At 73.5% G+C, this 24,791-nt stretch carries 27 protein-coding genes; 24 read left to right on the top strand and 3 right to left on the bottom strand.

The window, feature by feature from the left end; all coding sequences use genetic code 11:
- Positions 1 to 50 precede the first annotated feature (50 nt).
- Both ABT263_RS21280 and ABT263_RS21275 read right to left on the bottom strand, forming a co-directional pair.
- On the bottom strand, positions 51 to 875 hold the full coding sequence (locus ABT263_RS21280; RefSeq protein WP_352292175.1) for an SPDY domain-containing protein: 825 nt from the start codon (positions 873 to 875) through the stop codon (positions 51 to 53).
- Between the two features lie 16 nt (positions 876 to 891).
- Entirely contained in the window at positions 892 to 1,644 is a 753-nt protein-coding gene (locus ABT263_RS21275; protein WP_352292173.1) for a DNA-methyltransferase, read from the bottom strand.
- A gap of 434 nt (positions 1,645 to 2,078) precedes the next feature.
- Here ABT263_RS21275 and ABT263_RS21270 point away from each other — a divergent pair, with 434 nt between their 5' ends.
- From ABT263_RS21270 to ABT263_RS21225, 10 genes are all read left to right on the top strand, one after another.
- Positions 2,079 to 3,191 carry a C40 family peptidase gene (locus ABT263_RS21270; RefSeq protein ID WP_352292171.1) on the top strand — a complete coding sequence of 371 codons (1,113 nt, stop codon included), beginning with the start codon at positions 2,079 to 2,081 and terminating at the stop codon, positions 3,189 to 3,191.
- An 87-nt stretch (positions 3,192 to 3,278) separates the two neighbouring features.
- Positions 3,279 to 3,599: a DUF6112 family protein gene (locus ABT263_RS21265; RefSeq protein WP_255752602.1), complete on the top strand. Its 321-nt coding sequence runs from the start codon at positions 3,279 to 3,281 to the stop codon at positions 3,597 to 3,599.
- Positions 3,600 to 4,286: a hypothetical protein gene (locus ABT263_RS21260; RefSeq protein WP_352292169.1), complete on the top strand. Its 687-nt coding sequence runs from the start codon at positions 3,600 to 3,602 to the stop codon at positions 4,284 to 4,286.
- A 31-nt stretch (positions 4,287 to 4,317) separates the two neighbouring features.
- Entirely contained in the window at positions 4,318 to 5,781 is a 1,464-nt protein-coding gene (locus tag ABT263_RS21255) for an SCO6881 family protein (protein WP_502885833.1), read from the top strand.
- A 136-nt stretch (positions 5,782 to 5,917) separates the two neighbouring features.
- On the top strand, positions 5,918 to 7,375 hold the full coding sequence (locus tag ABT263_RS21250) for an SCO6880 family protein (RefSeq protein ID WP_352292260.1): 1,458 nt from the start codon (positions 5,918 to 5,920) through the stop codon (positions 7,373 to 7,375).
- A 17-nt stretch (positions 7,376 to 7,392) separates the two neighbouring features.
- Positions 7,393 to 7,803 (top strand): DUF6238 family protein, encoded by a 411-nt coding sequence (locus ABT263_RS21245; protein WP_352292167.1) that lies wholly within the window; start codon positions 7,393 to 7,395, stop codon positions 7,801 to 7,803.
- Positions 7,804 to 7,824: 21 nt separating this feature from the next.
- The gene (locus ABT263_RS21240) at positions 7,825 to 9,351 is read left to right on the top strand and encodes a putative type IV secretion/conjugal transfer ATPase (RefSeq protein WP_352292165.1); all 1,527 of its coding nucleotides are present in this window, start codon (positions 7,825 to 7,827) and stop codon (positions 9,349 to 9,351) included.
- Between the two features lie 93 nt (positions 9,352 to 9,444).
- A complete protein-coding gene (locus ABT263_RS21235) occupies positions 9,445 to 10,233 on the top strand; it encodes a ParB N-terminal domain-containing protein (protein ID WP_352292163.1) in 789 nt (262 codons plus the stop codon).
- A complete protein-coding gene (locus ABT263_RS21230) occupies positions 10,230 to 10,721 on the top strand; it encodes a hypothetical protein (RefSeq protein ID WP_352292161.1) in 492 nt (163 codons plus the stop codon). Before ABT263_RS21235 ends, ABT263_RS21230 begins: the two co-directional genes overlap by 4 nt.
- Before the next feature lie 47 nt (positions 10,722 to 10,768).
- Positions 10,769 to 11,431, top strand: coding sequence for a hypothetical protein (locus tag ABT263_RS21225; RefSeq protein WP_352292159.1), 663 nt, complete (start codon positions 10,769 to 10,771; stop codon positions 11,429 to 11,431).
- An 800-nt stretch (positions 11,432 to 12,231) separates the two neighbouring features.
- Here the strand turns inward: ABT263_RS21225 and ABT263_RS21220 are convergent.
- A complete protein-coding gene (locus tag ABT263_RS21220) occupies positions 12,232 to 12,519 on the bottom strand; it encodes a hypothetical protein (protein WP_352292157.1) in 288 nt (95 codons plus the stop codon).
- 71 nt (positions 12,520 to 12,590) lie between these two features.
- Between ABT263_RS21220 and ABT263_RS21215 the strand changes: the two genes are divergently transcribed.
- The 14 genes from ABT263_RS21215 to ABT263_RS21150 all read left to right on the top strand — a co-directional run bounded on the left by ABT263_RS21215 (position 12,591) and on the right by ABT263_RS21150 (position 24,789).
- On the top strand, positions 12,591 to 13,322 hold the full coding sequence (locus ABT263_RS21215) for a hypothetical protein (RefSeq protein ID WP_352292155.1): 732 nt from the start codon (positions 12,591 to 12,593) through the stop codon (positions 13,320 to 13,322).
- 31 nt (positions 13,323 to 13,353) lie between these two features.
- A complete protein-coding gene (locus tag ABT263_RS21210) occupies positions 13,354 to 14,313 on the top strand; it encodes a hypothetical protein (RefSeq protein WP_352292153.1) in 960 nt (319 codons plus the stop codon).
- Positions 14,314 to 14,514: 201 nt separating this feature from the next.
- Positions 14,515 to 15,531, top strand: a complete 1,017-nt coding sequence (locus ABT263_RS21205) for a hypothetical protein (RefSeq protein WP_352292151.1) — start codon at positions 14,515 to 14,517, stop codon at positions 15,529 to 15,531.
- Between the two features lie 23 nt (positions 15,532 to 15,554).
- Positions 15,555 to 16,049, top strand: a complete 495-nt coding sequence (locus ABT263_RS21200) for a hypothetical protein (protein WP_352292149.1) — start codon at positions 15,555 to 15,557, stop codon at positions 16,047 to 16,049.
- A 14-nt stretch (positions 16,050 to 16,063) separates the two neighbouring features.
- Entirely contained in the window at positions 16,064 to 16,540 is a 477-nt protein-coding gene (locus ABT263_RS21195) for a hypothetical protein (protein WP_352292147.1), read from the top strand.
- The gene (locus ABT263_RS21190; RefSeq protein ID WP_352292145.1) at positions 16,537 to 17,211 is read left to right on the top strand and encodes a hypothetical protein; all 675 of its coding nucleotides are present in this window, start codon (positions 16,537 to 16,539) and stop codon (positions 17,209 to 17,211) included. The genes ABT263_RS21195 and ABT263_RS21190 overlap by 4 nt, the downstream gene beginning before the upstream one ends.
- Complete coding sequence (locus ABT263_RS21185; RefSeq protein WP_352292143.1) at positions 17,208 to 18,047, top strand: hypothetical protein; 840 nt, start codon at positions 17,208 to 17,210, stop codon at positions 18,045 to 18,047. Before ABT263_RS21190 ends, ABT263_RS21185 begins: the two co-directional genes overlap by 4 nt.
- A 26-nt stretch (positions 18,048 to 18,073) precedes the next feature.
- Positions 18,074 to 18,466, top strand: coding sequence for a hypothetical protein (locus ABT263_RS21180; protein ID WP_238863385.1), 393 nt, complete (start codon positions 18,074 to 18,076; stop codon positions 18,464 to 18,466).
- A gap of 94 nt (positions 18,467 to 18,560) precedes the next feature.
- A complete protein-coding gene (locus ABT263_RS21175; protein WP_238863384.1) occupies positions 18,561 to 19,115 on the top strand; it encodes a hypothetical protein in 555 nt (184 codons plus the stop codon).
- 143 nt (positions 19,116 to 19,258) lie between these two features.
- Positions 19,259 to 21,025 carry a type IV secretory system conjugative DNA transfer family protein gene (locus ABT263_RS21170; RefSeq protein WP_238863450.1) on the top strand — a complete coding sequence of 589 codons (1,767 nt, stop codon included), beginning with the start codon at positions 19,259 to 19,261 and terminating at the stop codon, positions 21,023 to 21,025.
- Positions 21,022 to 21,432 carry an XF1762 family protein gene (locus ABT263_RS21165; protein ID WP_352292141.1) on the top strand — a complete coding sequence of 137 codons (411 nt, stop codon included), beginning with the start codon at positions 21,022 to 21,024 and terminating at the stop codon, positions 21,430 to 21,432. Before ABT263_RS21170 ends, ABT263_RS21165 begins: the two co-directional genes overlap by 4 nt.
- A 65-nt stretch (positions 21,433 to 21,497) precedes the next feature.
- Positions 21,498 to 22,331: an adenine nucleotide alpha hydrolase family protein gene (locus ABT263_RS21160; RefSeq protein ID WP_238863449.1), complete on the top strand. Its 834-nt coding sequence runs from the start codon at positions 21,498 to 21,500 to the stop codon at positions 22,329 to 22,331.
- Between the two features lie 220 nt (positions 22,332 to 22,551).
- Positions 22,552 to 23,910: a DNA cytosine methyltransferase gene (locus tag ABT263_RS21155; protein ID WP_352292139.1), complete on the top strand. Its 1,359-nt coding sequence runs from the start codon at positions 22,552 to 22,554 to the stop codon at positions 23,908 to 23,910.
- Positions 23,911 to 23,964: 54 nt separating this feature from the next.
- Positions 23,965 to 24,789 carry a hypothetical protein gene (locus ABT263_RS21150; protein WP_352292137.1) on the top strand — a complete coding sequence of 275 codons (825 nt, stop codon included), beginning with the start codon at positions 23,965 to 23,967 and terminating at the stop codon, positions 24,787 to 24,789.
- The last annotated feature ends 2 nt before the right edge of the window (positions 24,790 to 24,791 follow it).

Genomic DNA, 24,791 nt, shown 5'->3' with positions numbered 1-24,791 from the left:
AGAGGGGTGGGGGCGGCCCCGGTGTTCCGGGGCCGCCCTGGGTGCGGGTTCTACAGCAGGCCGGCGGCGCGTTCGGCCTTGAGGAGCGCGGCGATCTTGCGGGCCTGCGCGGTGCCGACGGGGATGCCGCGGGCGCGCACGCCCTCGGCCAGGGCCGTGGCCGAGGTGCGTCCGGTCTCGGCGACGACCTCGCGGGCTGCGGCGAGCAGGGTCTCCAGCGGCGCGTTCGCACAGTCGCCGTGCGGGCAGTCGGCCGTCTCCGGTGCGAAGGCGCAGGTGGGGTGCTCGTCGAGCGGGTGGCAGGCTGCGGCGATGAGGCGGGCAGGCGTTGCCGCGTCGAAGTGGGCGTGCCAGCGGCGTCCGTCGTCGTGCAGGCCCCACAGTCGCCACCCCGCTCGGGTGAGGTAGGTGCGGTCCAGGCCGACGGCCCGGGGGCAGCCGCACCGGGCGGGCGACGTGGCTCCGGGGCAGCGCCTGGCCGGGGCCAGGAGGTCGTCCGGGTCCTCGACGACCGGTCCCACGAGCGCGCGCTGCTGGTCGTAGCGGTCGGGCTGCGCGAGGTCGTGGGCGAGCGCGCACATCAGCGAGCCGATCGCCGTGTCGGGCGCGGCGTCGTCGAAGCGGGCGCGCCACAGCGGCTCGCCGGTCGGCCCGTTGTAGGCGGCGACGGTGACGGCGCTGTCCCAGGCGGGTGTCGACGGGAAGTGCAGCCGAACCCGCTGGCAGGGGCTGGCGAACACCTCTCCGCCGTCCGGGAGCTGGTGCAGGCTCCAGCCGTCGAAGCAGTCCTCGTCCGGGGCTTCGGGCTCGGCGGCGGGCATGGCGGGGCAGTTGCTGGGCAGGTCGGCTCCAAGATCGGTATGGACGCGGTGCACGGAGGAGCGGGGCGGGCTACGCGGGCCGCGCTGCGGCTTCCGCGGCGGCGAGCTGGGCCTCGGCGAGGCGCCGCTCGGCGATGTCGGCGTAGTGGTCGGTGAGTTCCACACCGAGGAAGGAGCGGCCTTCGAGGAGGGCGGCGACCCCGGTGGACCCGGATCCGGCGGTGAAGTCGAGGATCCGGCCGCCGGGCGGGCAGATCTGCACCAGCTCGCGCATCATCGCGACGGGCTTCTGCGTGATGTGCTGGCGCTTGGATCCGCTGGGCTGGCTGCCCTCCAGCAAGCCCTTGAGGTAGACGGGGTTGCGGTCGCCGTCCATCGCTCCCTTGGAGCCCCAGACCACGAACTCCGCGTTCTGGGTGAAGCGCCCCTTCTGCGGGCGGGCGGCCGGCTTGTACCAGGGCACGATGCCGCGCCACAGCCAGCCGCCGGCCTGCATCGCGTCGGTCGTGGTCGGCAACTGCCTCCAGTCGGTGAAGATGCAGGCAGTGGCGCCGTCGACGCTGATCCGGTAGGCCTCGGCGAGCAGCTGGGACAACCAGAAACCGTAGCTCCTTTGGTCCTTGTTCTCGCCGGGGAAGTCCGGCAGGACCCGCTTCGAGCCAGCGGTCGTGTACTTGTCGCGGGCGGAGCGGCCGGTGCGCTCCTGAGTGGTGCGGCCTCCGCTGTTGTAGGGCGGGTCACAGATCACGCAGTCGACCGCGCCGCTCGGCAGCTCGGTCAGACGGGTCAGGGCATCGCCCCGGTAGAGGGTGTAGTCGGGCAAGGAACCTCGCAGGGTGGGGGCCAATGGGCGACGCTTTGGCCTTTCGGCGGCGCACAGAAAGGCCCGCGACGTGGTACGCCGGCGGGCCTGGAGAGACCATAGGCGCCGCAATATCTCCCGTGCAAGGAATTCACGGATATCCGCGAGTATCCGTGAATTCCTTGCACGGGAGATATGCGGGCCCTTAGCGTGTTCACCGACGCCGAGAGTGCCTTGACCAGCACTGATGGAAGCTGGAAATTCCGCCGGTTACTGCGGGCTCCTATCTCTCGGGTGTTATTCGACCCTCCCACCGCTGCGTCGGGACGCCTTTGGACGAGCCGCCCGCGCACCACATGATCGGAGTTCCACGTGACGGGAATCCACCTGTCCTTCTGCTCTTTCGCCCGCTCGCCGGGCGCCGGCCGAAAGGGTGCGGCCGACCGGCGGACCGCTTGAAGAAGGTCGCCGCCGGTCTCGGCGTCGCCGTTCTCCTGACCCCGTTCGCGCTGATCCTTCCCCTGGCGATCGTCACCGCCAAGGACGCCTCCGCCGCGTGCTCGGCCTCGGGCAGTCCACAGGCTGTGGATGCGGCGGCGGTCGAGGCGGCGGTCAAGCAGATCCTGGGCGGCCAGGTCGGGCCGACCGCTCCGGTGCCGGGCCTGGATCTGCCGAGCGTGCAGATCCCGATGGCCAAGCAGATCGTGGCCACCGGCGTTGCCCTGCAGGTCCCTTCCCGGGGCCAGGTGATCGCGCTGGCCACCGCCATGCAGGAGTCGCGGCTGCGGAACCTGAACGGCGGCGACCGCGACTCGCTCGGCCTCTTCCAGCAGCGCCCGTCCCAGGGCTGGGGATCCGCCGAGCAGATCATGGACCCGGTGTACGCGAGCACGTCCTTCTACAAGGCGCTGCTCAAGGTGAAGGGCTGGCAGGAGATGCCGCTCACCGTCGCCGCGCAGGAGGTGCAGCGCAGCGGGTTCCCCGACGCCTACGCGCAGTGGGAGACGCTGGCCATCGCCCTGCAGCAGGCGGTCGGCGCTTCGATCGGCGCCCCGGCGACAGGCACTTCGCCCGTCGGCGGTGCCGGGTCGTGCACACCGCCGGGTACGGACACCGACTGGGGCTTGATCCCGGCGGGCGCTCTGCCGCCCGGCTACCAGATCCCCGCCGATATGCCGCCGGCCGTCCAGTCCGCGATCCGTTGGGCGCTGGGCCAGTTGGGCACGCCGTACCAGTGGGGCGGGCTGTGCACCGACAGCCACGGTCCGGACCCGATGGGCCGCTGCGACTGCTCCAGTTTGATGCAGCAGGCGTACAAGACCGGCGGCGTCACCCTCGCCCGCGTCACCTACGACCAGGTCAAGCAGGGCTCAGTGATCGCGCTCGGCGACCTGCGGGCCGGCGACCTGCTGTTCACCGAGCCCGGTCCCAAGGGGCCCGAGCACGTGGGCATGTACATCGGTTCCGGCCTCGTCGTGCACGCCCCGCACACGGGTGACGTGGTGCGGATCGCCCAGTTCAGTGCGTGGAAATCCGGCGTGACCGACATCCGCCGCGTTGCCCCCTGAGCTTTCGCCTCTTCCCCCTTTTCTCTCGCGCCGCGACGGCGCCGCTCCGCGCTCTCGCGCGCCCAAAACCCCTTCCGGAGAACCCGTTTGTCGTCGCTCATCCTTGCCGCCGAGGCGGTCTCCCACCTCGCCTACGATCCGGGTGTCGCCCCGGCCGAGGGCGGTCTGCCGGGCCTCACGGTCCTCAAGCAGGTCGTGTCCTCGATCAATCTGTTCGCTGTGATCGCGACCGTCGGCGCGATGTGCGTCGCCGGTGTCGTCTGGGCCTGGGGCCACCACTCGGGATCGCACGGTGCCGAGCAGAAGGGCAAGCAGGGCGCCATGGTGGCCGGCGGCGTCGCCCTGCTCCTCGGCGCCGCCAACGGCCTGGTCGCGTTCTTCTCGGCTCTCGGGACGCAGGTCAAGTAAGTGCCCAAGCCCCTTTCCACCAGCGGCGGTTCGCCCTTGCGGAACCGACTGCTGATCGGACTGGGCGTGCTGCTGGTCGTCGGCCTGCTGGCCGGGCTCCTCGCCCGGCTGGCAGGCGGCGGCCACACCGTCCCTCCCTCAGCCGGCCCCTCGCCCGCCGCCCGCCCTGATCCCACACCCGCCCCACCGGTCGGACCGCCGGACACCCTGCCCGCGGAAGCGGGCCCCACCGTCGCCCGGCCCCCGCACACCACCAGCCCGACCGACTTCGCCGCGGCGTTCGCCCAGACGCTGTGGACCTACGACGCCCGCACGGTCACCCAGGAGGGCTTCGTCTCCGGCCTGCGGCTGTGGCTCACCCCGGAGATCGAGTACGCCGACGGCGCCTCCGTCGAGGGCCAGGTGCCGGACCCGGTGCTGTGGTCCCGGCTGCGCGACAACGCCCAGACCTCCACGGCCCGCGACATCGAGGCCCACGTCCCGGCGACCTACGCCCAGGCCATCGCGAAGGACCCGACCGCCCTCACCAGGGCGTACATCTACGCCGTCACCGTCACCGGCAAGGTCGACATCGCCTGGAGCGACGGCGGCCGGGGCGCCGAGGCCCGGGCGCTGACCCTCGCCGTCCAGTGCCGCCCGGGCAAGGAGTGCGCGCTCGCCGCCATCGCCCCCACCGTCTACCCCTGACCCCCCGTCCCGTCTCACATAGGAGGAGACCATCGGATTTTGTGATCTTCCGGGTGCGGGGTTGTTGTGCGACACCGTCGTCGGCGGCGTGTCCGACTCCATCACTTCCAGCATCGGCAACTGGATCGCCAAGAGCGCCGGCGACCTCGCGAAGTCGGCCGTCGACCTCGCCAGCCGAGCCGTCGACCAGACCACCAACGTCGACCTCGGCGCCGACTGGTTCCGCACCAACTACGCCCTCATCCTGCCCATCGCCCTGACCATGATCGTGATGACCTTCACGCTCCAGCTGGTGAGGGCCGCCTGGAGACGGGACGGCCAGGCTCTCGGGCAGGCCGTCACCGCCACCATCAGCTCGGTGTTCTTCGCGATGTGCGCGATCTCCTTCACCAGCGTCGCCCTGGTGGTCGTCGACGCACTGTCGCGCGGGCTGTTCACCATCGCCAATAGCTCGATGGACGACGCGGTCAGGCGCCTCGTCAAGGTCAGCATGATCACCATCACGACCCCGCTGGGCTGGGCCGTCCCCTCCCTGGTAGCGCTCGGCTGCGCCGTCGGCGCGATCCTCTACTGGGGAATGATGATCTTCCGCAAGGTGTCGATCCTCGTCCTGGTGATCCTCGCGCCGTTCGCTGCCGCGGGCGGCCCGTGGGAACCGACCCGCGACTGGAAGCGCCGCTGGGTGGAGGCGACCGCCACGGTCGTGTTCTCCAAGCTCGTGATGACGATCATCATGCTGGTCGGCGTGTCCGCCCTCGGGAAGTCCGACACCAAGGACGGCATACAGGCGCTCAGCGACATCATCGCCGGCCTGGTCGTCATGGCCCTGGTCCTCCTGTCGCCCTTCATGATCTACAAGTTCGTCCACTGGGCCGGCGACGGGCAGTCGCACGACCTCCACCGCTCGACCGCCGCCGGCCTGCAGGTCGCGAGCGCCGCCGCCAAGAAGGGCGGACAGATGGCCATGGGTGCAGGCGGCGGAGCCGCCGCAGGGGCCGGGGCCGGTGCCGCCGGATCGACCCCGCAGGGCCCGTCCCAGGTCCCGGGCATGCAGTCCGGCGCTGCCGGCTCGGGCAGCGGCGCCGCACCGCAGGGTCCCGGAGCAGTCGGACTCGTCAAGGCCGCGCCCACCTCGTTCAAGTACGGGCAGCAGCGCAGCGGCGACGGTGACGGCGGCGTTCCGCTGACCAGCCGCTCCGACCGCGCCGACGGTGACAAGGGCCGACCGCTCGTCACCCGTGCCGGATCCCCAGACGCCTCCGCGCCTTCGGGTGGCCCCTCCGCCTCGGCAGCCCACGCGGCGGCCGGCTCCCCCGCCCTGAAGACCTCGGGCACGGCAGCCCCGGCTTCCTCCGCCGCGGCACCCGCCGCTCCCACCTCCGCCGGGCCGGCCTTCGATCCCGTGATCGCGCAGCCCTCCGGGCCTTCCGCCGCAGGCGCGGCCTCCGGCGCCGGTCAGCGCTTCACGTTCCCCCAGCGCCCGCCGTCCCCCTGACGGACCGGCGGCTCAGCCCGCCCCGCGCTTCCCCCTTCCCGCCCCACGTGCAGAAACGCTTCTGCCTGCTCCTCCCGGTCAGCCCCACCGGGAGGAGCAGGGGCCGGCTCCCGCCCCCGCACCCCGAGAGCATCCCCTGACCCCCAGCGAGACACCCGCCACGATCAAGTTCCCCTCCCGCTCCCGCCGGGGCATCCTCCTCGGCCTCACCCCCTCCCAGCTCGTCGCCACCGCCTTCGGCGGTGCCCTCCTGCTCGCCGCCCTGATGACCGTCGGTATCCTCGGCGCCCTCGCCCTGACCCCGCTGTGGGTGCTGCTCGCCGTCGCCGTCGTCTTCCGAATACGCGGTCGCTCCCTCGCCGAGTGGGCGCCGATCGGCCTGCGCTACTGGCTGCGCCGCACCCGCGGGCAGCTCGTCTGGCTGGCCCGGCCCTCCACCCGGCCAACCGTCGAGGGCCTGCTGCACCTGCCCGGCACCGCCGCCTCGCTGCGCGCGGTCACCTCACCCGACGGGCGGCTGGGCGCCGTCCACGACCAGCAGCAGGGAACACTCACCGCGGTCACCCGCGTCTCCTCCCGGGCGTTCGCCCTGCTCGACCCGGCCACGCAGTCCGACAACGTCCGCGGCTGGGGCCGGGCGCTCGCCGCCCTGTCCCGCTCCGGGCAGATCGCCCGCATCCAGGTCCTGGAGCGCACCGTCCCCGACAGCGGCGACGCCCTGCAGCGGTACTGGCTGGAGCACGGCCTGCCCAACACCCCGGTCGCCGGACCGATCTACGCCGACCTGCTCGCAGCCGCCGGACCCGCCGCGGCCCCCCACGAGGCCTACATCGCCATCGCCCTCGACCTGCGCGAGGCCCGTCGCCTGATCAACCAGGCCGGCGGCGGACTGGCCGGCGCGTTCGCGGTCCTCGCCCAGCTCACCGCCTCCCTCGACCAGTCCGTGCGCGGCGCGGGCCTGGTGCCCGGAGGCTGGCTCACCGCCGGAGAGATCGCCGCGGTCGTGCGCACCGCCTACGACCCCGCCGTCCTCGGCGCCCTGGAACGCTGGTCCGACTCCGGCCGCCCGGAGGCCGACGTCGCCGCCGCCGGTCCCGTCGTCCTCGTCGAGGAACCGGAGAAGGTCCGCACCGACAGCGCGCACCACGCCGTGTTCTGGATCGAGCAGTGGCCCCGCACCGAAACCTCGGCCGGGTTCCTCCACCAGCTCCTCTACTCCTCGGGCGTGCGGCGCACCCTGTCCCTGCACTACGCGCCGCAGCAGATCGACGCCGCGCTCCGGGACGTCCAGCGCAAGAAGGCCACCATCGTGGCCGACGCCGCCGAGCGTGTGCGCCGCGGCCAGGTCGACTCCGAGGCCGACACCGTCGAGTACGCCGACGTCAAGGCCCGCGAGCTCCAGTTGATCGCCGGGCACGCCGACGTCGCCATGACCGGCCTGCTCGTGGTGTCCGCCGACGACGCCGAGCAGCTCAGCGCCGCCTGCGCCCAGGTCGAGACAGCCGCCGTCGCCGCCCTGATCGACCTGCGCCGCCTCACCCTCCAGCAGGCCGAGGCCTTCACCGCCGCCGCCCTCCCGCTGGCCCGCCTCTGACCGCCGAAGGGCACCCCATGCACGACGAGCCGAACCTGATCGGGTTCGCCACCACCGCCCTCGCCTGTCACCGCGACACCGAGCTGACCAGCGACCAGCCACTGACGCGCGTCGAACTCGACGCCCTGCACGAGCACGCCGTCACGCTGCACATCCTCCTCGACCAGGCTACGGTCCGCACCCGCGCCCACGCAGCCGCCGAGGGCGACCAGCTCCACCACGCCAGGATCCGGATGTGGCAGGTCAGCGAGCACCTGCACGCCGCCTACCATGTCGCCCCCCGCGCCGACGGGCGCGCGCCCACCCGCGAGGCCTGCGCGCTCCGCCTGCCCGAAGGCGCGCCCGACCTCACCATCTGCCAGCGCCACCTCAAGGCCTCCGCCCGCGTGCGGCAGATCAGCACCCCCACCGACCTGATCCGCCGCTGAGCCCGGAGAGACCGCCCGCCCTTGACCAGAAGCACCAGCGCCAGCGCCCTTTTCACGCCCAGCCGCAGCGACCGGGCCCGCCGCCGCCAGGCCCGCCGCGACCTCGCCGCCGCCCACCGCGAGGCCCGCCTCGCCAACCAGCCCCGCCGCCGCACCGCGACCCAGGTCGACGAGCTCGACGCCCGCCCCGTCTACCCTGCCTCCGGCCGCCCCGGCCCCGCCTCCGCCCGCGGCGGCAAACTCAAGCTCCCCGCCCACCGCATGACCACCGCGACCGCGAGCGGAGCGTTCCCCTTCCTCGCCGAGGGCGGTCTCGGCGCCGGCGGGATGTACATCGGCCGCGACGTCCACGCCGAAGCGGGCTTCTCGTTCGACCCCTTCGAGTTGTACGGCCGCATCGAAGGGTTCACGAATCCGAACCTGCTGTTGGCCGGCGTCATCGGCATGGGCAAGAGCGCACTCGCCAAGTCCCTTGCGCTGCGCAGCATCGCCCATGGTTACAAGATCTACATCCCCTGTGATCCCAAGGGCGAGTGGAGCCCGGTGGCCGAGGCTCTCGGCGGGCGGACCATCGCGCTCGGCCCGGGCATGAGCGGCCGGCTCAACCCGCTCGACGCCCCTGCGCCTCCAGGTGGTGCCGACCCGGCCGAGTGGGCGGCCGAGGTCCGCAAGCGCCGCCTCCTGCTCCTCGCCTCGCTGGCCCGCACCGTACTGCACCGCGACCTGGTGCCGATGGAGCACACCGCTCTCGACGTCGCGCTGGACGAGGTCGTCGCAGAGGCCCGACGCACCGACCGGGTGCCGCTTCTCGGCGACGTCGCCGCCATGCTCGGCAACTCCCGACGCCTCGACGACGCCCTAGGAGACCCGGCCCGACGCCTCGGCGCCGCTGCAGAAGACCTCGCACACGCCCTGCGCCGTCTCGTCCAGGGGGACTTGGCCGGGATCTTCGACGCCCCGTCGACCGTCGAGTTCGATCCGACGGCGCCGATGCTCAGCATCGACCTCTCCAGCCTCGGCACCGCCGGCGACGACACCGGCCTGATCCTCGCCATGACCTGCGCGTCCGCGTGGATGGAAGCCGCCCTCTCCGACCCCGCGGGTGGACGCCGCTGGGTCGTCTACGACGAGGCGTGGCGCCTGATGCGTCACCTGCCGCTGCTGGAGCGCATGCAGCAGCAGTGGAAGCTCAGCCGAGGCCTCGGCATCGCCAATCTCCTCGTGATCCACCGCCTGTCGGACCTGCTGTCCGCCGGCGACGCCGGTTCCCGGGGCCGCGCCCTCGCGGAGGGCCTCCTCAGCGACTGCGCCACCCGCATCATCTACCGCCAGGAACCCGACCAACTCGCCGCCACCGCGAGCCTGCTCGGCCTGACCGGCGTCGAGACCCAGGCCATCGCCGCCCTCACCCGCGGCCGAGGCCTCTACAAGATCGCCGGAAGGTCCTTCGTGGTCCAACATCTCCTGCACCCGGCCGAGCGCGAACTGTTCGACACCGACAGCAGGATGCAGGCCGCGCCACGCGAACCAGCCGACGTCGGCGCGTGACAGTACGGCCCCTGCACAGCGGCCGACGGCGCCCCTCCCCATCAACTCTAGGACACCATCATCGAGTTCCACCCCACCGCCAACACCTTCCCGATGCTCGACGACGAGGAGCTGCTGGCCCTCGCCGAGGACATCAAGGCGAACGGCCAGTACATCCCGATCATGCTCGACCCCGGCGGCAGGCTTCTCGACGGCCGCAACCGACTCGCAGCGTGCAAGATCGCCGGCGTCGAACCCGAGTTCGCGACCTACAACGGCCCCAACCCGGGCGCCTACGCCCTCCGCATCAACTGCCTGCGCCGCAACCTGACCAAGGGGCAGACCGCGATGGTCGCGGCCAAGGCCTGTTCAGTTTCTGAACAGGATGGCCGTTCAGAAACTGAACTGTCCGCCCGTTCAGTTTCTGAACAGGTCGGCGTCTCCCTCGGCCGCATCGGCCAGGCTATGACCGTCGTACGCCACACCCCCGACCTGGTGGATCAGGTCGTCAGTGGCGCCGTCGGTCTGGACGAGGCGTACAAGGCCGCTCGGGAGGCCAAGGCCCAGGCGGACTCCGTGGAGAACCAGCTCGCAAGGCTCCGCGCGGAGGACCCCGAGCTTGCGGATCGGGTCGTCGAGGGCGATTTGAGCCTGCCCGCAGCGTGGGCCGAGCGCAAGGAGCGGGCCGAGGAGGCGATCCGTCGGCGCAAGGTCGCCACCCAGTTCCTGTGCGAGGTGGTTCCGCCGCTCGCGCAGGCCCGTGGTACTGACACCGTGGTGCTCTACGACCCGCAGTTCATGCTGACCGGCCGGGCGATCACCGGCGAGGTGATCGAGCAGGCCATGGCGGCGCTCACGGAGATGGCCCAGGCGTGGCGGGAGCGTGAGGCCGCGTGGGCGTGACTGCCGAACTCCGGCTGTGGGAGATCGTGACCGAGGCCGCCCACGCCGTCACCGACGAGAGCGGGCGGATCCACAAGGGCGCCCTCGAAGGTGAGGTCCGCCAGCGCCTCGCCGCAACCGATCTCGAAGCCCACGTCCAGGCCGCGGCCCTGGACAAGCTCGTACACGGCCTGGTCCGCGGGTGGGGTGAGCGCCGCAGCCCCAACCCCCGGCGGAAGTCGGGGATGTTCCATCCCGAGGGGGTGCTGAAGCTGGGCTCGGGGGTCTGGGTGTGGATGGACCTTGCTACGCCCACAGACCTTCTGGAATGGGGTCGGCTCTCCACCCGCAACCTCGCTCGCGTCGCTCGCGCCGAGGCCGACCGGCAGGACTACGTCGCCGAGCGCCTCGACGCCTTCCGCCAGCACGGCGATCTGCTCCTCGGCCAGCTGGAACGGATCGTCTTCGGCTACGTCCACGAACCGGACTCCAGCCCCGACGCCGACTAGACCCCGTGTCACGCCCCACCCGACCGGACCACCCGCATCGGAGGCCTGTGCCCTCACCCACCATCACCTTCGCCGCCGACCCCGCCGACGGCACCCTCGCCGCCGAGCCGGTCGACCGGCCCAGCCGTCAGTGGCTGGAACAGGCCGGACTCGTGCGCGACGACGCGACCGGGCTGCACCGGCCTCGTCGGGACACCTCGCCGTCGGTCGTACCGCGGCTCGTCATCGACGCCACGCGTCTGCTCACCGCAGCCGGCTACGACGTTCTCCGTCTCTACAGCGAGGCCGAGCAGCGGCAGGCCGTCGCCGAGCCCGCGACCGATGCGCCGTCGCTGACGCGCGGGCCGGGGACGATCTGGGTCCACGCCGTGGCGGCAGACGTGGCGGCCGGGCGTCTGGTTGTCCACGCGCGCCTGAGTGAAGCCGCCGGTCCCACCCGCCTGCTGGCGAGCTACCCGGCCGACGGCACCGCGGCGGTGCTCACCACCGAGGGCAACCGCTTCTTCGACGTCACCACCTACGACGACCTCGATGCGGCAGCGGTCGCCTTCGGGCGCGGGCCGATCCTGCCGGCCCCTGCGTCGGACACCCCTCGGACGGATGCGGCGACCGCCCGGTCCGCCGCGGCGGCCACGCCCAAGCCCGAAGCCCTGCCCGCCGAGGCACCCGCCCTCACCACGGCACCCCGCGCCACCAGGATGCGCCAGTGAGCGCCGAGCCGTCGCACCTGCCGCTGCCCGCACCGAACAGGGCCCCGACCCGCGCAACCGCCTCAGGCGGCAGCAGGCCCGCCTCGTTCCGACGTTCGGAGTCCATCTGTCCACGCGTTCCGTCATCGCCCGCCCCACACCCAGCGGCTACCGCGGGACCTACTGCCACAACGACGGCCAGCCCAGCCACCAACTCCCCCTGATCCTGGGCGCGTTCCAATATCGCTTCGGTCACGACGTCGACGCCCTCGCCCGCCACCTCGTCGACGACGTCCCGGTCGGATGGTCCGCGCTCGGCGCGGAGCTGCTGGACGGCGCACCGCAAGAGCTGCGCACTGCCCCCGGCGTCAGCCGGTGGCCCGGCCGCCAGTACAGCGGCGAGCCACGGGCGGACGGCCGGGTGGAGCCCCGGGCGGTCATCACCGAGCGCACCAGCGGAAGGTTCGACTGGGCGTATGTGCTGCACGCCCACGGTGTCGAGGTGATCGGGCTCAGCGAGCACCGGCGAGGCCCGGTCGTGCCGTGGTCCACGGACCCGCGCGGGCGGTTCACCGACGCCCCCGCCGCGTGGCGCCTGGACGCGCCCCTGCCGATCCTCTCCCGTCCGGGCCCGGCCGCTGCCGCCTCCGCCCGCTCGACCTCCGCCCGCGTCCGGTCCGCGCCGGCCCCGGCGGCGGGAATCCCTGCCGCGCCACCCCTCGCAGCGCCCACTTCGCCAGGCCGCGGGCTGTGAACCCGCCCGCCACCTGCGTCCGCCCGTACCACTGCCTGAAAGGAACCCTTTGCCCGTACCGCCGCCCCTAACCCACCTCGACTCCCGGGTGGAGGCCGCCCTCGGCGCCGGCATCGCGGCGCTGCACACCGCCCCGGCGCGCCCCGGCGCCGCCGAGGCTCGTGTGCTGGATGCCCATCGCGCGCTGACGAAGGCGGAGACCGCGGTCGCGTTCGAGCGTGTGCGGCTGCTGATCTGCGCGGACCGGCAGCGTCGGGTCGACGACCGGCTCCTCGCGGACCTCGGCGCCCAGTTGGAGGTCCTGGAGCACGCAGCTGCCGCCCGCGACCAGGCCGAGGCCGATCTGCTGGAGCACCTCCAGGCTCTTCAGCGCCGCAACGCACCGAGGTCTCCGGGCGCGCCGGGGCGAAGCCGATGACGGGCCGCGTGGCACCACAGCCGCTTCGCTTCGGCTGGAACTACGACCTGGGCGAGTTCGTCCTGGCTCCGCGCTACCCTAGGCCGGCCGTTACGCGGGTCCTGGCCGATGCCGGCTTCCACCTGCGGTCCGAGCCGTTCGGCGCGTGGCACATGGGCACCTCGCTGCCCATGTTCGACCAGAGCGCCGCCGCGCAATCCGCGATCGGTCGCCTGATCGCCGAGGGCGTCGAGGTGCGCAACTGGCACGAGCCGCAGCAGAGTTCGACCGACGTACTGCGGCACTACGGGTGGCTGAACTCCGAGGCTCCGTTCCCCGACGCCGCGGAAACCGCCCACCGGGCCCGGAGCGAGGCCGCCACCCGGCTGGGCCGCGTCCGCCTGAGCTCCGACACGCGGGCCGTCACCGAGCAGATCGCCGAGGGCGAGGTCGAGGTGGAGGCCCGGCGCACGTTCGACGACGACGAATGGATGATCGCCGCCAACCGCGGCACCGGGCGCTATCTCGAACTGCGCCATCACCGGCCCACCGGGGCACTGTCCGTCACCGGGGACGCGCCGGAGACGTTCGCCGGCCATCTCCGCCGCGAATTCCGACTGCTGGTCCTGCGCGAGACCCGTCCGCCGACGGCAGCCCGCATGCGCGCCGCACGCGCTGCCAGCCGCCCGCCGGGCAGCCGGCAGGCACCGGTGGCGCCGGCCCCTGCACCCGCCACCGCGGTCCCCACCCGCCGGCGCTGACCCCCACCCCCAACCCACAATCGAGGAATCCATGGCCGACATCACCTTCGGCACCGGCGCCGACGGCGCCATCACCGTCCGACTCGGCCCCCGCGCGCCCGACGCGGCACACCGGATCCTGGAGCAGAACGGCGCCCTCGCGCTCCAGGACGACCGCAGGGCGTACGAGTTCCGAGGCGACGACGCAGTCTCCCGCGCAGCCCAGTCCGCGTACCTGCTGGACGCCGGCGAGCTGACCGTCGAAACCGGCGCCCGGGAGGACCCCGTCCGCGCGGCAGCATTCGGCGCCGACGTGGTCTTCGCACGCCACCAGACCGAAGGGATCGTCGCCGCCACCGCCACCGACGCCACCGAGGGCCTGGTGCCCGACGTCCTGCGGCAGGTCGGGTGGCGCTACGACGGGTCCGCCCCGGACCGCGACATCTACCTGCCGCCGGCCGGAGCCGGAGACCGCCAGTCGCTGATCGCCGCGGCCCGGGCGAGCCTGGTCCTGCAGGGCCTGGGTCTGCAGGTCGCCACCGTCGGCCTCGCCACGCCCCCCGCCTCCGCCGACCGCCTGGCCGAGGCCGCCGAGGACCTGGTCCTCGAACAGGTCAACCTGCGCACCCTCACCGACAGCCGGGACGTCGCCGACCTGCTGGACACCGCGCTCGACCCGAAGTCCGGGGCGCTGCCGAACCTCTCCCAGCTGCTCGCCGACATGAGCACGTTCATCGACCAGCTCCCCGCCGAGCAGGGCGAACTGCTCGCCGCCCGCGCCGACATCGCACTCAGCCAGGTGACAGGCCTGTCCGACACCCTGCGCGACCTGCAGGCCGGCCTCACCGACCTGGGCTCCGTCGTCGAAGTGCCGATCGCGACCGCGCGCAGCGTGCGGGCGACCGCCGCGAGCGCCGTCACCGCCCGCGGGCTCGGCGCCGGCCCCATCATCCAGGCGGCCCCGTCCGCGCAGGTGATCTCCACCGCCCCCACGCACGCCGCCAGCCTCTAGGAGCCCCGCATCACCGACCGCCCCGTCGTCCAGATCACCCGCCACCCCGAGCACGGCGTCGCCGTCACCGGTCTCGAACACGCCACCTACCGCCAGCGGCGCCTGCTGGCCGACTACGGCTTCACCCCGCTTGCGGGCACCAGCGGCGACCTCGCGTTCACCGGCCGGACCGACAACCTGCTGCTCCACGCCCGCCAGACCGTGGCGGCCCTGCGCTCCACCGGCGCGGACGTCCGCCCGGACCCGGCGTTCGAGTACGACGCCCACCCCGGCTACCCGTCCCCCTCCTCGGCCGCCGCAGCGCCCGGCACGAAGATCGTCACCGGCCGCGTCTCCCCCTCGCACGACGCCCCGCTCCTCACCGGTCCCGCCGCGGCGGCCCGGGCCGACGTCACGGTGGGCACCCACCACGAGCACGGCATCACCGCCACCAACAACACCGTCGACCCCGCCGCCGCCAAGTACCTCGCGGCTGCCGGCTTCTACCGGGTCCCCGGCCACCCGACACTGTTCTCCCTCACCGAGCAGCAGGCCAACGGCCCCGAGCGGGCCATGGACACCGTGGCCCGGCTGCGCGCGGCCGGCCTGAGCGTCGCGGCCGACCTGCCGTACGACCCGGACCGCTCACCGGACAACGCTGCGGACCAGTTCCGCACCCACCTGATCAAGGTCGCCGAGTCCTCCTCCCGGCAGCACCCGTCCGAGGACGACCCGTTCGCCACCCGGATCATCCCCGCGCCCCACCTCAGCCCCGGTCCCGGTCCCGGCAAGCGGACCGAACCGGAGGGCGGACAGGACCCGTTCGCCACCCGCCTGCACCCGGCCCCCGCGGAACCCGGCAGCCGGATGGGCGCCCTGCTGACCAACCGGCAGAACACCCTGGCCGCGATCGAGGAGATCCTCACGGGCCTCGCCCAGCAGCTGCGCGACGACCCGCAGGCCCTGGACCCCGAGCAGGTCTCCGATGTGCTGGAGAGCGCCCAGACCACCCTCGGCGGCGTCCGCAAGGACCTGGAGACCATCTCCGCCGCCTCCCCGGCACGCACCCGCACCGCCGCCCCCGCCTCCCGGCCGCCCGTCGAGGCCAACCTCGGCGCCCGGGCCAAGGCCGCCCGCGCCACCAGCCTCCAGCTCGGCCGCGTCGGCGCGGCCCAGCCCGTCGAGGCCGCCGCGCAGCCGGTCGACCCGCGCCACGCCTACAGCATCCACGCCCGCTGAACCCCGCGAAGGAGCCCTCCCACTTGGCCGTGAAGACCCGATGGCCCGTCACCCACTCCTGCGGACACGAGGTCGAGCACGACCTGTCCGCCCGCCCGGCCGACCGGCGTGCCGGCTACGCCCGCTGGCTCGCCAGCCGCGACTGCACGGACTGCTGGCGCGCCGAACGCGAGAGCGACGGCGCGGAACGGGCCGCGTGGATCGCCGCCCGCCGCGCCGAGGAGCAGCAGGCCGCGGCCGTGTGGGCCGCGCAGTACCGCATGCCGCCGCTGACCGGGCCGCAGACGATCCTCACCTGGGGCGAGCGCTCGCGCCACCAGCTCGTCACCACCGCCTACCAGGCGCTCGTCGTCGAGGGAACGCTCGCGGAAGGCGGTTGGGAGGAGGTCGAGAACCGTGCCCGCACCGTGGACCGCGCCGGGTGGTGGATCGACCAGCGCGATGCTGCGCCCGGTGACCTGCCCGAGCTGCTGGCGGCCGCCACCGACGCGGACCGCAGCACCGAGAACCCGTTCTAGGCGAGGCCCCGACCGTGTCCCCCATCCCCGCCACCGCCCGCCCCTGCCCGCCGGACGACGCCGAGAGCGCCCGCACCGCCGCGCAGGCCGTGCGGCGCCTGGGCGACTCCCTCGCCGACAGCAGCATGCCCGCCGACATCGCCAGGCCCCTCGCGCTGCTGGAACCCCTGCTCGCCGAGGTCGAGGAGACCCTGCGACTCGCCGCCGAGAGCACCGCCGACGGCGGCACCCGCGCCGCCCGGCAGACAGCCGAGCAGCTCGGACAGGCCGGCGCCACCGCGGTCCTGCTTCGCCTGCACCTGGAGCAGATCAGCACCCGCCTGGCCAGCTACGGCCTCGCCTTCCCGGCGGAGCCCGCCACGCTCTCGCCCCGGGCGGCAGCCGCACACGGCCGCCTCGCGCAGTCCGCCGCCAGGCCCGTCCACCCGGGCGCGCCGACGCCGGCGCCCGCCAACACCGCAGCACCCGCCGCCCGGGCCACTGCCCGTTGAGCGAGCCGGTCCGCATCGCACCGGGTTCCTTCGGCGCCGCCGAGGCGACCGGAGCCGACCAGCGGGCCCGTGCCGTCCTCGCCAGGCTCGGCTTCGCCCCGCCACGCAACGCCGAACACCCTCTCGCCCTGCAGAGCACGGACGGCCCGCTCGTGCTGCGGGCGTTGGTGGGCGAGGCCGCGCGGCTGCTGGAGCGCGCCGGCTACCGGGTCGAGGTCGACCCCGAGCTTCGGCTGTCCCCCGCCGGCGAGCAGGCCCTGGAGGTCCTGGCCGAGATCGCCGCCCACCTCGGGGAGCTGACCGCCCTCGTCGATTCCATGGACGACGTGCGCGACCTCGCCGATGTCGGCGCGCAGATGGTCACCGGCCCGTACAGCACGACGGACGCGCTGCACGCCCTGTTCACCGCCGGGGCCCGGGCTTCACTGCGCGCCGACGGCCCCCTGCATGAGCGGGCCGACCTTCAGGCCTGGCATATGGACGGCGCCGCCGCCGCCCGCGCCATCGCGACGGCGGCAACTGCCACCGGATATCCCGCGCCCGCAGTGACGGGTCCGCGCGTGCACGCCGCCCGGACCCGCTCGCCCGCCGCCCGCGCCTCCACCGCCCGGCCCGTCACCCCGGCCGCACCCTCCGAACCCGCCCCCGGCCCACGAAGGACCCACGCATGAGCAAGCCCACCACCGTCACCTCCTACGCCCAGCGGCTGCGGGCGCTGGCCGACCAACTGGACTCCCACCAGCGCACCCCCAGCCAGGCCCTGCTCCAGACCCTCCTCGCCGACAAGGGCCTGCTGGCACTCGCCTCCTCCATGGCCGTCACCATCCGTGCCGATCTCGACGGCCTGGAGCGCACCCACCGCTCCGACCCTGCGTCCGAGGACCTGTACGAACTCGGCCACCTCGCCGCCGATGCCCTGGAGGCCATCGACGAAGCGCTGGGGAAGTCCGGCCCCCACCTCTCGGCCGCGCTGACGCTTCTCGCCCAGGACCTCAGCCCGGCCGAAGCCGCGGCCAACCGCCACGCCGTCGAGCAGGCCCTGTGGACCGGACCCGCACCGGCCGACGGCGAACGGGTCTACCTGTTCTGGCCGGAGGGCTCCACCCACGTCCCGGTCCCGGCCCTCGCCACCCCCAGCGCCGGCTACGTCGACCCGTACGGCAACCCGCTGTTCACCCGCAGCGGCGCCGAGCAGATCGTCGCCGACCTGCGCAAGGACGACTGCGGGATGACCGCCGAGTTCAAGGCTGACGGAACCCTGCAGTTCACCTGGCCCAAGGAGTACGACGGCGAGGGCGGACAGGAGCAGGTCGCCGCCGATGCGCGGGACCTGTACGCCATCGGCGGCCACTGGCCCTGGGACTACCGCAGGCCCCTCGCCTCCGACCTGAGTACCCGCGCGCTGGCCGCTCGGGTGGCCACCCGCCCGTCCGCGGCGCCGTCCACGACCTCGGCCGAACCCACCCACACTGCTGTTCCGCAGGCCGCCGCGGGCAAGGCCCGGTGACCGGCCCGCAGGAGACCCTGCCCCCCATGCCCCAGCCGTCCCCGGCGGTCCGGGCCACCGAGGCGCTGCGGCTCGTCTGCGAGCAGCTGCGCGACGCCTCCGGTCCCGCCGAGGTGGCCGACCTGGTCGAGGCGATCACCCGTGACGGCGGCACTCTCGAAGCGCTCTCCGACGCCCTCGCGACCGCCAGCCGGTGGGTCAAGGACGCGCCCGGCGGCAGCTACCTGTGGCAGCCGCTCGCCCTCGCCGCCGACGAGATCTGGCAGGCCGGCAGCGACATCACCGGCACACACGAGCGCCTGCGCTCCGTGGCCGCCCGCCCCGCCCGGATCCGATCGAGCGCCGCGCGGCCCGTGGCCCCGCCGGCACCGGCCCCGCCCCAGCCACCCGGCCCAGGGCCCGCCCCACGCAGGCGCTGAACCACCCGCCCCTGGAGAAACGTTTCCCCTGATCCCGTCCATCACCCGCTATGCCAGCACCCGCGACCTGCTCGTCGCCGCCCAGCACCACGCCGTGCGCCTGCCGGGCACCCCCCGGGTCACCGTCCTCGACGCCTGGCAGCCGATCGCCGGACTGCCTGCTCCCGGCAGCTCGGAACTGGACTCCCTCGCAGCCGAATTGGACGCCTATCTGCGCGCCCGGCGGCCCGAGCGGGACCTGCGGCCGGGCCGCAGCCGGGACGTGTGGCACTGCACCGTCCGCGCTCATCCCGACAGTGCCCCGCTCCCGGACGAACGGTGGGCCTCGACCGTCCGCCGGATCCTGGCCGCCACCGGCATCGTGCCCGTCGACGATCCCTTGGCCTGCCGGTGGATCGCCCTGCGGATCGGCAACCACGAGGCGCGCATCGTGGCCCCGCTGATGCGCGCCGACGGCTCGACCCCGTACCTGGAGCGCGACCTGTCCCTCGCTCACGCGGCCTGCCAGCTCGCCTCGTTCGACCGCGCCGGCCGCCTTCGCGCCTCCACCGCCCGCACCGCGCCCGCCCAGACCCGTCCGGCGTCCGCCCTGCGCAGCACCGCCGCGCCGTGGGGCGGCACACCGGCCCCTGCGGCCCCGCACCGCTGAGCGTCCTCCCCCCCTTTCCCCGGCCCCGGTCCCCGGCGCGTGAGCACACCGCGCCCGGCGCCCGGCCGCGTCTCCCGCCCCGCGCCCACAGCCCCTGAGGGCCTGCGATCCCGTGCGCCCGGGCCATCCCCGCAAGGACGACCCTGCCCCCCGCTTCCTCCCCCAAGTCACCCTCCGCATCCCCCGGCACCGACGCCCTCCTCTACGCCCTGATCGGTGCCGGCCTCCTCCTCATCGCCTTCGGCTCGATCGCCTGGGCCCTCGGCAACACCACCAACCTCTTCTTCGGGCAGGGCCCGTGGGCGGTCTACCAGCCGGTCACGGCCGCCCTCCATCCCCAGCGGCTGTGGCCGGGACTGGGGCCCGTCGCCCTGCTCGTCGGCGCCCGCGTCACGCCCGCCGCCGTCACCCTCGCCCTCGCCGCCGTGGGCCTGCGGATCTACCTCAAGGTCCGCAGGAAGAGCAGCGGCCTGGCCACCGGCCGCGACCTCGCCGTCCTCCTGCCCAAGGAGATCACCACCAAGGCGCGGAGCCTGCGCCCCAGCCTCGCCTCCGCCAAGCCCGGCGCGATCCGCCCCGAGGACACCGGCGTCCTGCTCGGCACCCTGGGCGAGAAGGGCCCCGAGGTTCGCACCTCGTGGGAGGACGTCGCCGTCGCCATCATGGCGCCGCGCTCCGGCAAGACGACCAGCCTCGCGGTCCCCTCGATTCTCAACGCCCCCGGCCCGGTCCTGCTCACCAGTAACAAGGCGGCGGGCGACGCCTTCACCGTCACCCTGGACGCCCGGGCCGAGGCGGGCCGGGTGTGGGTGATGGACCCCCAGCAGATCGCCCACACCGAGCAGGCGATGTGGTGGGATCCGCTCGCCGACGCCGGCGACCTGCCCGGTGCCCGGCGCCTGGCCCAGCACTTCGTGACCGCCGCCGTCGACGAGGGCGAGCAGGGCGACTTCTGGAGCACCGCCGCCGCCAACACGCTCACCGCATTGTTCCTGGCGGCCGGCGCCGACGGGCGCCCGATCACCGACGTCCTGGCCTGGCTCGCCCAGCCCGCCGACCGCACCCCGATCGACATCCTCAAGTCGAACCAACTGTCCGCCATTGCGGCCCAGTTGCAGGGCACGGTGTCCGGCGCGGTCGAGACCAGGGACGGGATCTTCGAGACCGCGCGCCAGTACGCCTCGTGCCTGCTCGACCCGAAGATCGCCGCCTGGGTCACCCCCAACAGCGAGCTTCCGGAGTTCAAGCCCGCCGACTTCGTCACCCGCACGGACACCCTCTACCTGCTCAGCAAGGACGGCGGCGGCAGCGCGTCCGCACTGATCGCCGCCGCGGCCGACAGCGTGATGCGCACCGCCGTCGTCCAGGCCGAACGCGACGGCGGACGCCTCGACCCCCCGCTGCTGTGCATCCTCGACGAGGCCGCGAACGTGTGCAAAATCGGCGACCTGCCCGACCTGTACTCGCACCTGGGCTCCCGCGGGGTCATCCCGATCACGATCCTGCAGTCCTACCGGCAGGGCCAGCGCGTGTGGGGCGAGGTCGGAATGGACGCCCTCTGGTCCGCCGCCACGATCAAGCTCGTCGGCTCCGGCATCGACGACGCGGACTTCGCCGACAAGCTCTCCAGGCTCGTCGGCGAGCACGACGTCGAGACCGTCTCCCACTCCACCAGCGAGTCCGGGCGCTCCACCTCCGTGTCGATGCGCCAGGAACGGATCCTGCCCGCCGACCAGATCAGAGCGCTCGCGAAGGGCTCCGCGCTCCTGTTCGCCACCGGGGTCAAACCGGCACTGATCCGGTTGCGCCCCTGGTACAAGGAGCGCGGCGCCGACGTGATCGGCAAGGCCTCCGCCCGGCAGACCGCAGCGATCACCGAGCGCGCCCGCGCCAAGGCGGTGGCCGCATGAGCCTCCACCTCGTGCCCGTCCGCGACCGCGAGGCCGCCCGCTCCGTCCGCCTGCGCCATCACCGAACACCGCGAGGCCGGGTGTTCGCCGTGGCCGGCGCCGACGACGACGGGAGGGTTCGCACCGTCGCCGTCGCCCACCGGCCGACCGCCGGTCTGCTCGACGACGGCACCACGCTGGAGGTCACCTTCGCCGATGTCGGCACCGGCGCCCCGGCCGAGGACCCCATGCTGTACACCGCCTGCCGCCGTGCCGCCGAATCCCTCGGCTACACCCGACTCGTCACCTACGCCCGCGACGACGAGAGCGCCGCGCGCGCCCGACGCGCGGGGTGGCGAGCCGCCGCCCGCCGCAGAGCGCGGCCGGGCGAAGGGCCCGTTGTCGTCTCGCTGTGGCAGGCGCCGTGACCGCTACCGGCACCGCGCCCACCGTACGCACCCTGTCCCTGGGGGCCGGAGTGCAGTCGACCACCCTGCTGCTCCTGTCCGCGCTCGGCGAGCTGCCGAAGCTGGATTTCGCCGTCTTCGCGGACACCGGCTGGGAGCCGAAGGCGGTCTATTCCCATCTCGACCGGGTCGAGCGGGAGATAGCCCAGCCCGCCGGAATTCCTATTCTCCGAGTGTCCTCCGGCAATATCAGAAATGATGCCCTGGACCCCGCCCACCGCTTCGCCAGCATGCCGCTCTACATCCTCAACAAGGACGGCTCACCTGGGATGACGCGGCGCCAGTGCACTGGCGAATACAAAATCAAACCAATTAAGCGACAGGTCCGGGAAATCCTCGGATATCCGTATCCGGCGCGAATACCGGCCGAGGTGTTTGCCGAGCAGTGGATCGGGATCTCCACCGACGAGTTCCATCGGGCAAAGGACGCCGACGTCAAGTACACGCGCAACAGATTTCCGCTGATCGAGCTGGGCCTGTCGCGCGGTGACTGCCTGGGTCTGCTCGCCGAACACGGCCTGGAGTCCACGCCGAAGAGCAGCTGCCTGGGGTGTCCGTTCCACGGCAACGCCCAGTGGAGGTCGATCCGCGACGGCGACCCGGACGAGTGGGCGGACGTCGTCGACTTCGACGCGCAGATCCGCGCCGGGAACGCCCGCGCGAACGCGGACGGCCGGCCGTTGCTCGGGCAGGCCTACCTCCACCGCTCCCGTGTCCCCCTGTCCGAGGCGCCCATCGACCGTCTCACCCGCCGCGAGCAGCTCGCCCTGGAGGAACAGCTCGCTGCCGACGAGGCCGAGTTCGGCCCCACCGACGGCTGCTCGCCCTACTCGTGCCGCTCCGGCAGTCCGGTCGCATGAACACCGTCGGCACGGTCGCGCGGGCCCCGGCCCGTCACCTGCCCGCCCCGGGCGACCCGCCCCGTGACGGTGCGCGTCCCGCACCACGGGGCGCCCGGCCCCGCAGTTCCGCCGCCCGGCCGGAGCAGCGCCCTTGACCCCAGACAGTGCTTTCCCACGTGGCGGCTACCGGCCGCTGTCCACGGCCGGTGAACCGGCGTGGTTCGGTCCCGACCACCGGATGGGGCCGTGGTCCTACGGCGAGCTGATCGCCCGTGCCCATCCCTGGCCGGTCCGCTGGCTCTACCCTCCGCGCAGCGGCGACCCGCCCAGGATCGTCAACCTCTTCGCCGGCCCGGCCGGCTGGGAGCAGGGCCTGCGGATCCTCGATCCCCGCCCCGGCGCGTTCGACGTGATCGGCGTCGACCTTTCCGCGAACGCCTCGGCGACCGCGGTGGCGGCCGGTCACCGCCGGATTGTCTGCGATGTCCGCTCCCTCGACCCCACGAACCCGGCCCTGCGCCACGTCGAAGGGCTGATCGTCAGCGCCCCCTGCCAGGTCTGGACTCCGGCCGGCAGCCGTGAGGGCCACGAGAGCCGCAACCTCCGGCTCCTGAACGAGATCATGTCGCGAGCCGTCGAGGGAAGCTTCGGCCACTGGCACGACGAGGGCGAGTGCGGCGAGGGCGACACCTGCCTGATCTGCACCGACCCCCACTGGGACGGCAACGCCGGCTGGACCGGCCCGCTCCTGTCCAGGGCCGGCGTGCGGGAACCGATCGCCGAAATGACCAGACCGGACATCGGCCTGATCGCCGAGACCCTGATCTGGTCGCTGACGCTCACCGCCAAGTTCGACGCGCTGCGCTGGCTGGCGATGGAGCAGTCCAGCGCCCTGCCCACCGACGTGCTCGACGCCCTCGCCGATGCCCTGGAGCTCACGGACTGGTACACCAGCGACCACGAGACGTTGGACGCCGCCGATGTCGGCCTCGCCTCCCACCGGCGCCGCACCTACTTCGTCGCCGGACGCCACGACACGGTGAGTCTGCGCACCGCCCAGCCCATCGACCCGACACCGGCACGCACCGCCGCGCAGGCCCTCGGCTGGCAGAAGGGCGTGCGGGTGAACACCCGCGGGAACCGCGCGACGCCCGGTGGCAACGAATGGAGCGCGGACGAGACCGCCACCGCCATCACCGGACGCAGCCGCAGCTGGTACTGGGCCGGCGACCCGCAGCGGCGGATCACCACCGGCGAGGCCTCCCTGCTCGTCGGTATGCCCGCCGGCCACCCCTGGGACGGCTCGGACACCGCCCGGTTCCGACAGATCGGCGATGTCGTGGCCCCCACCGAGGCCGCACGCGTCCTCGGCCCGCTCCTCGGCCGGCCCTGGCGCGAGGCGGTGCGCGACTACCTGGAGGACCTGTACGGACCGCGATCACAGGCCCGCGCCGCCTCCGCCAACCCGCGCCTTGTCTCCCGCCGCGCCGCAGCCGCCAGCACCGCGCCCGTCCTGCCGGGCCTGGACGCCCTGGGGCCTCCTGCCGAGCCCCCGCCTCCGGCCCCGGACATCCGTCGTCCGCAGCGCTCTCGCTGACCGCCTCGGCAGCCCGAGCCCGGGGCCCACGATCCCTACTCCTTCAGGAAGTCCATGGAAGACGCCGTCCACGCACTGCGTGACTGGACACCCGGTGATCCCGCCAGCGCCACAACCCTTCAACGGCTGGATGCCGAGCCCGCTCTCTACGAGGTCGTCGCCTCCCAGCAGAGCGCCACCGAACAGTTCCTGGTGGCCGCCGACCGCGGCGCGCCCTCGCTGATGACCGGCACCAACAGGGCCGCCGGCATCCATCTGCGGCTCGACCCGTCCGTTCGGACCTTCCACCTGCGCATGTCCTCGGCGGTCACCTATGCCTGGGCCGGGCACTGGCTCGTGGGGCGCGGCGCGAGCCCCGACGCCCTCGCCGTCTACCACCCTGTTCCGGCCGACCCGTACGGACTCGGCTCCCCGCACGAGTTCAGCGGGCTGCTGGACGGCGGCGACTACGCGTTCGCCCGCCCCGGCGACGGCGCCACCCTGCGCGTCGAGGACCGGATCCGCCGCTCCGGCTCGCGGTACATGCTGCTCGGCCGTCAGATGGCCTACTCGTGCGGATCCAGCGGCGGGGAGCGCGAGGCGAACTGGGCGCTTCTGCTCGACCGCCATCCCCGCGCGAGCGGTCGCCGGTTCCTGCTCCAGCTGGAGACCATCCACCTGCACAGCGCGACCTACAGCATCACCGAGGGCGGCTTTCCCACGAAGCGGCAGGCGGAAGGCGTCCTGCGCCGGATCGACCCACGCGCCCCCGCGCCGATGCCGGCCACCGACCCCACCACGGGCCTCGCACCGGTCCGGCAGCCACTCCCGCCGAGGACGGCGGGCCAGGCGTTTCGGCCACCGCCCGCCACAATTCCTCCCCGCCGCGAGCGGAGGTGACG

The sequence above is a fragment of the Kitasatospora sp. NPDC001603 genome (assembly GCF_040298365.1).
In the GTDB taxonomy this organism is placed as follows: domain Bacteria; phylum Actinomycetota; class Actinomycetes; order Streptomycetales; family Streptomycetaceae; genus Kitasatospora.
The sequence above is the reverse complement of the archived record's forward strand: the minus strand, read 5'-3'. Positions and strand labels throughout refer to the sequence as shown.

What these genes read in the sequence shown, in the direction of transcription:
- ABT263_RS21185 (WP_352292143.1), top strand. Translation starts at nt 17,208, where the DNA reads ATGAGCAAGCCCACCACCGTCACCTCCTACGCCCAGCGGCTGCGGGCG.
- ABT263_RS21235 (WP_352292163.1), top strand. Translation starts at nt 9,445, where the DNA reads ATGCTCGACGACGAGGAGCTGCTGGCCCTCGCCGAGGACATCAAGGCG.
- ABT263_RS21150 (WP_352292137.1), top strand. Translation starts at nt 23,965, where the DNA reads ATGGAAGACGCCGTCCACGCACTGCGTGACTGGACACCCGGTGATCCC.
- ABT263_RS21165 (WP_352292141.1), top strand. Translation starts at nt 21,022, where the DNA reads ATGAGCCTCCACCTCGTGCCCGTCCGCGACCGCGAGGCCGCCCGCTCC.
- ABT263_RS21180 (WP_238863385.1), top strand. Translation starts at nt 18,074, where the DNA reads ATGCCCCAGCCGTCCCCGGCGGTCCGGGCCACCGAGGCGCTGCGGCTC.
- ABT263_RS21155 (WP_352292139.1), top strand. Translation starts at nt 22,552, where the DNA reads ATGGGGCCGTGGTCCTACGGCGAGCTGATCGCCCGTGCCCATCCCTGG.
- ABT263_RS21245 (WP_352292167.1), top strand. Translation starts at nt 7,393, where the DNA reads ATGCACGACGAGCCGAACCTGATCGGGTTCGCCACCACCGCCCTCGCC.
- ABT263_RS21210 (WP_352292153.1), top strand. Translation starts at nt 13,354, where the DNA reads ATGGCCGACATCACCTTCGGCACCGGCGCCGACGGCGCCATCACCGTC.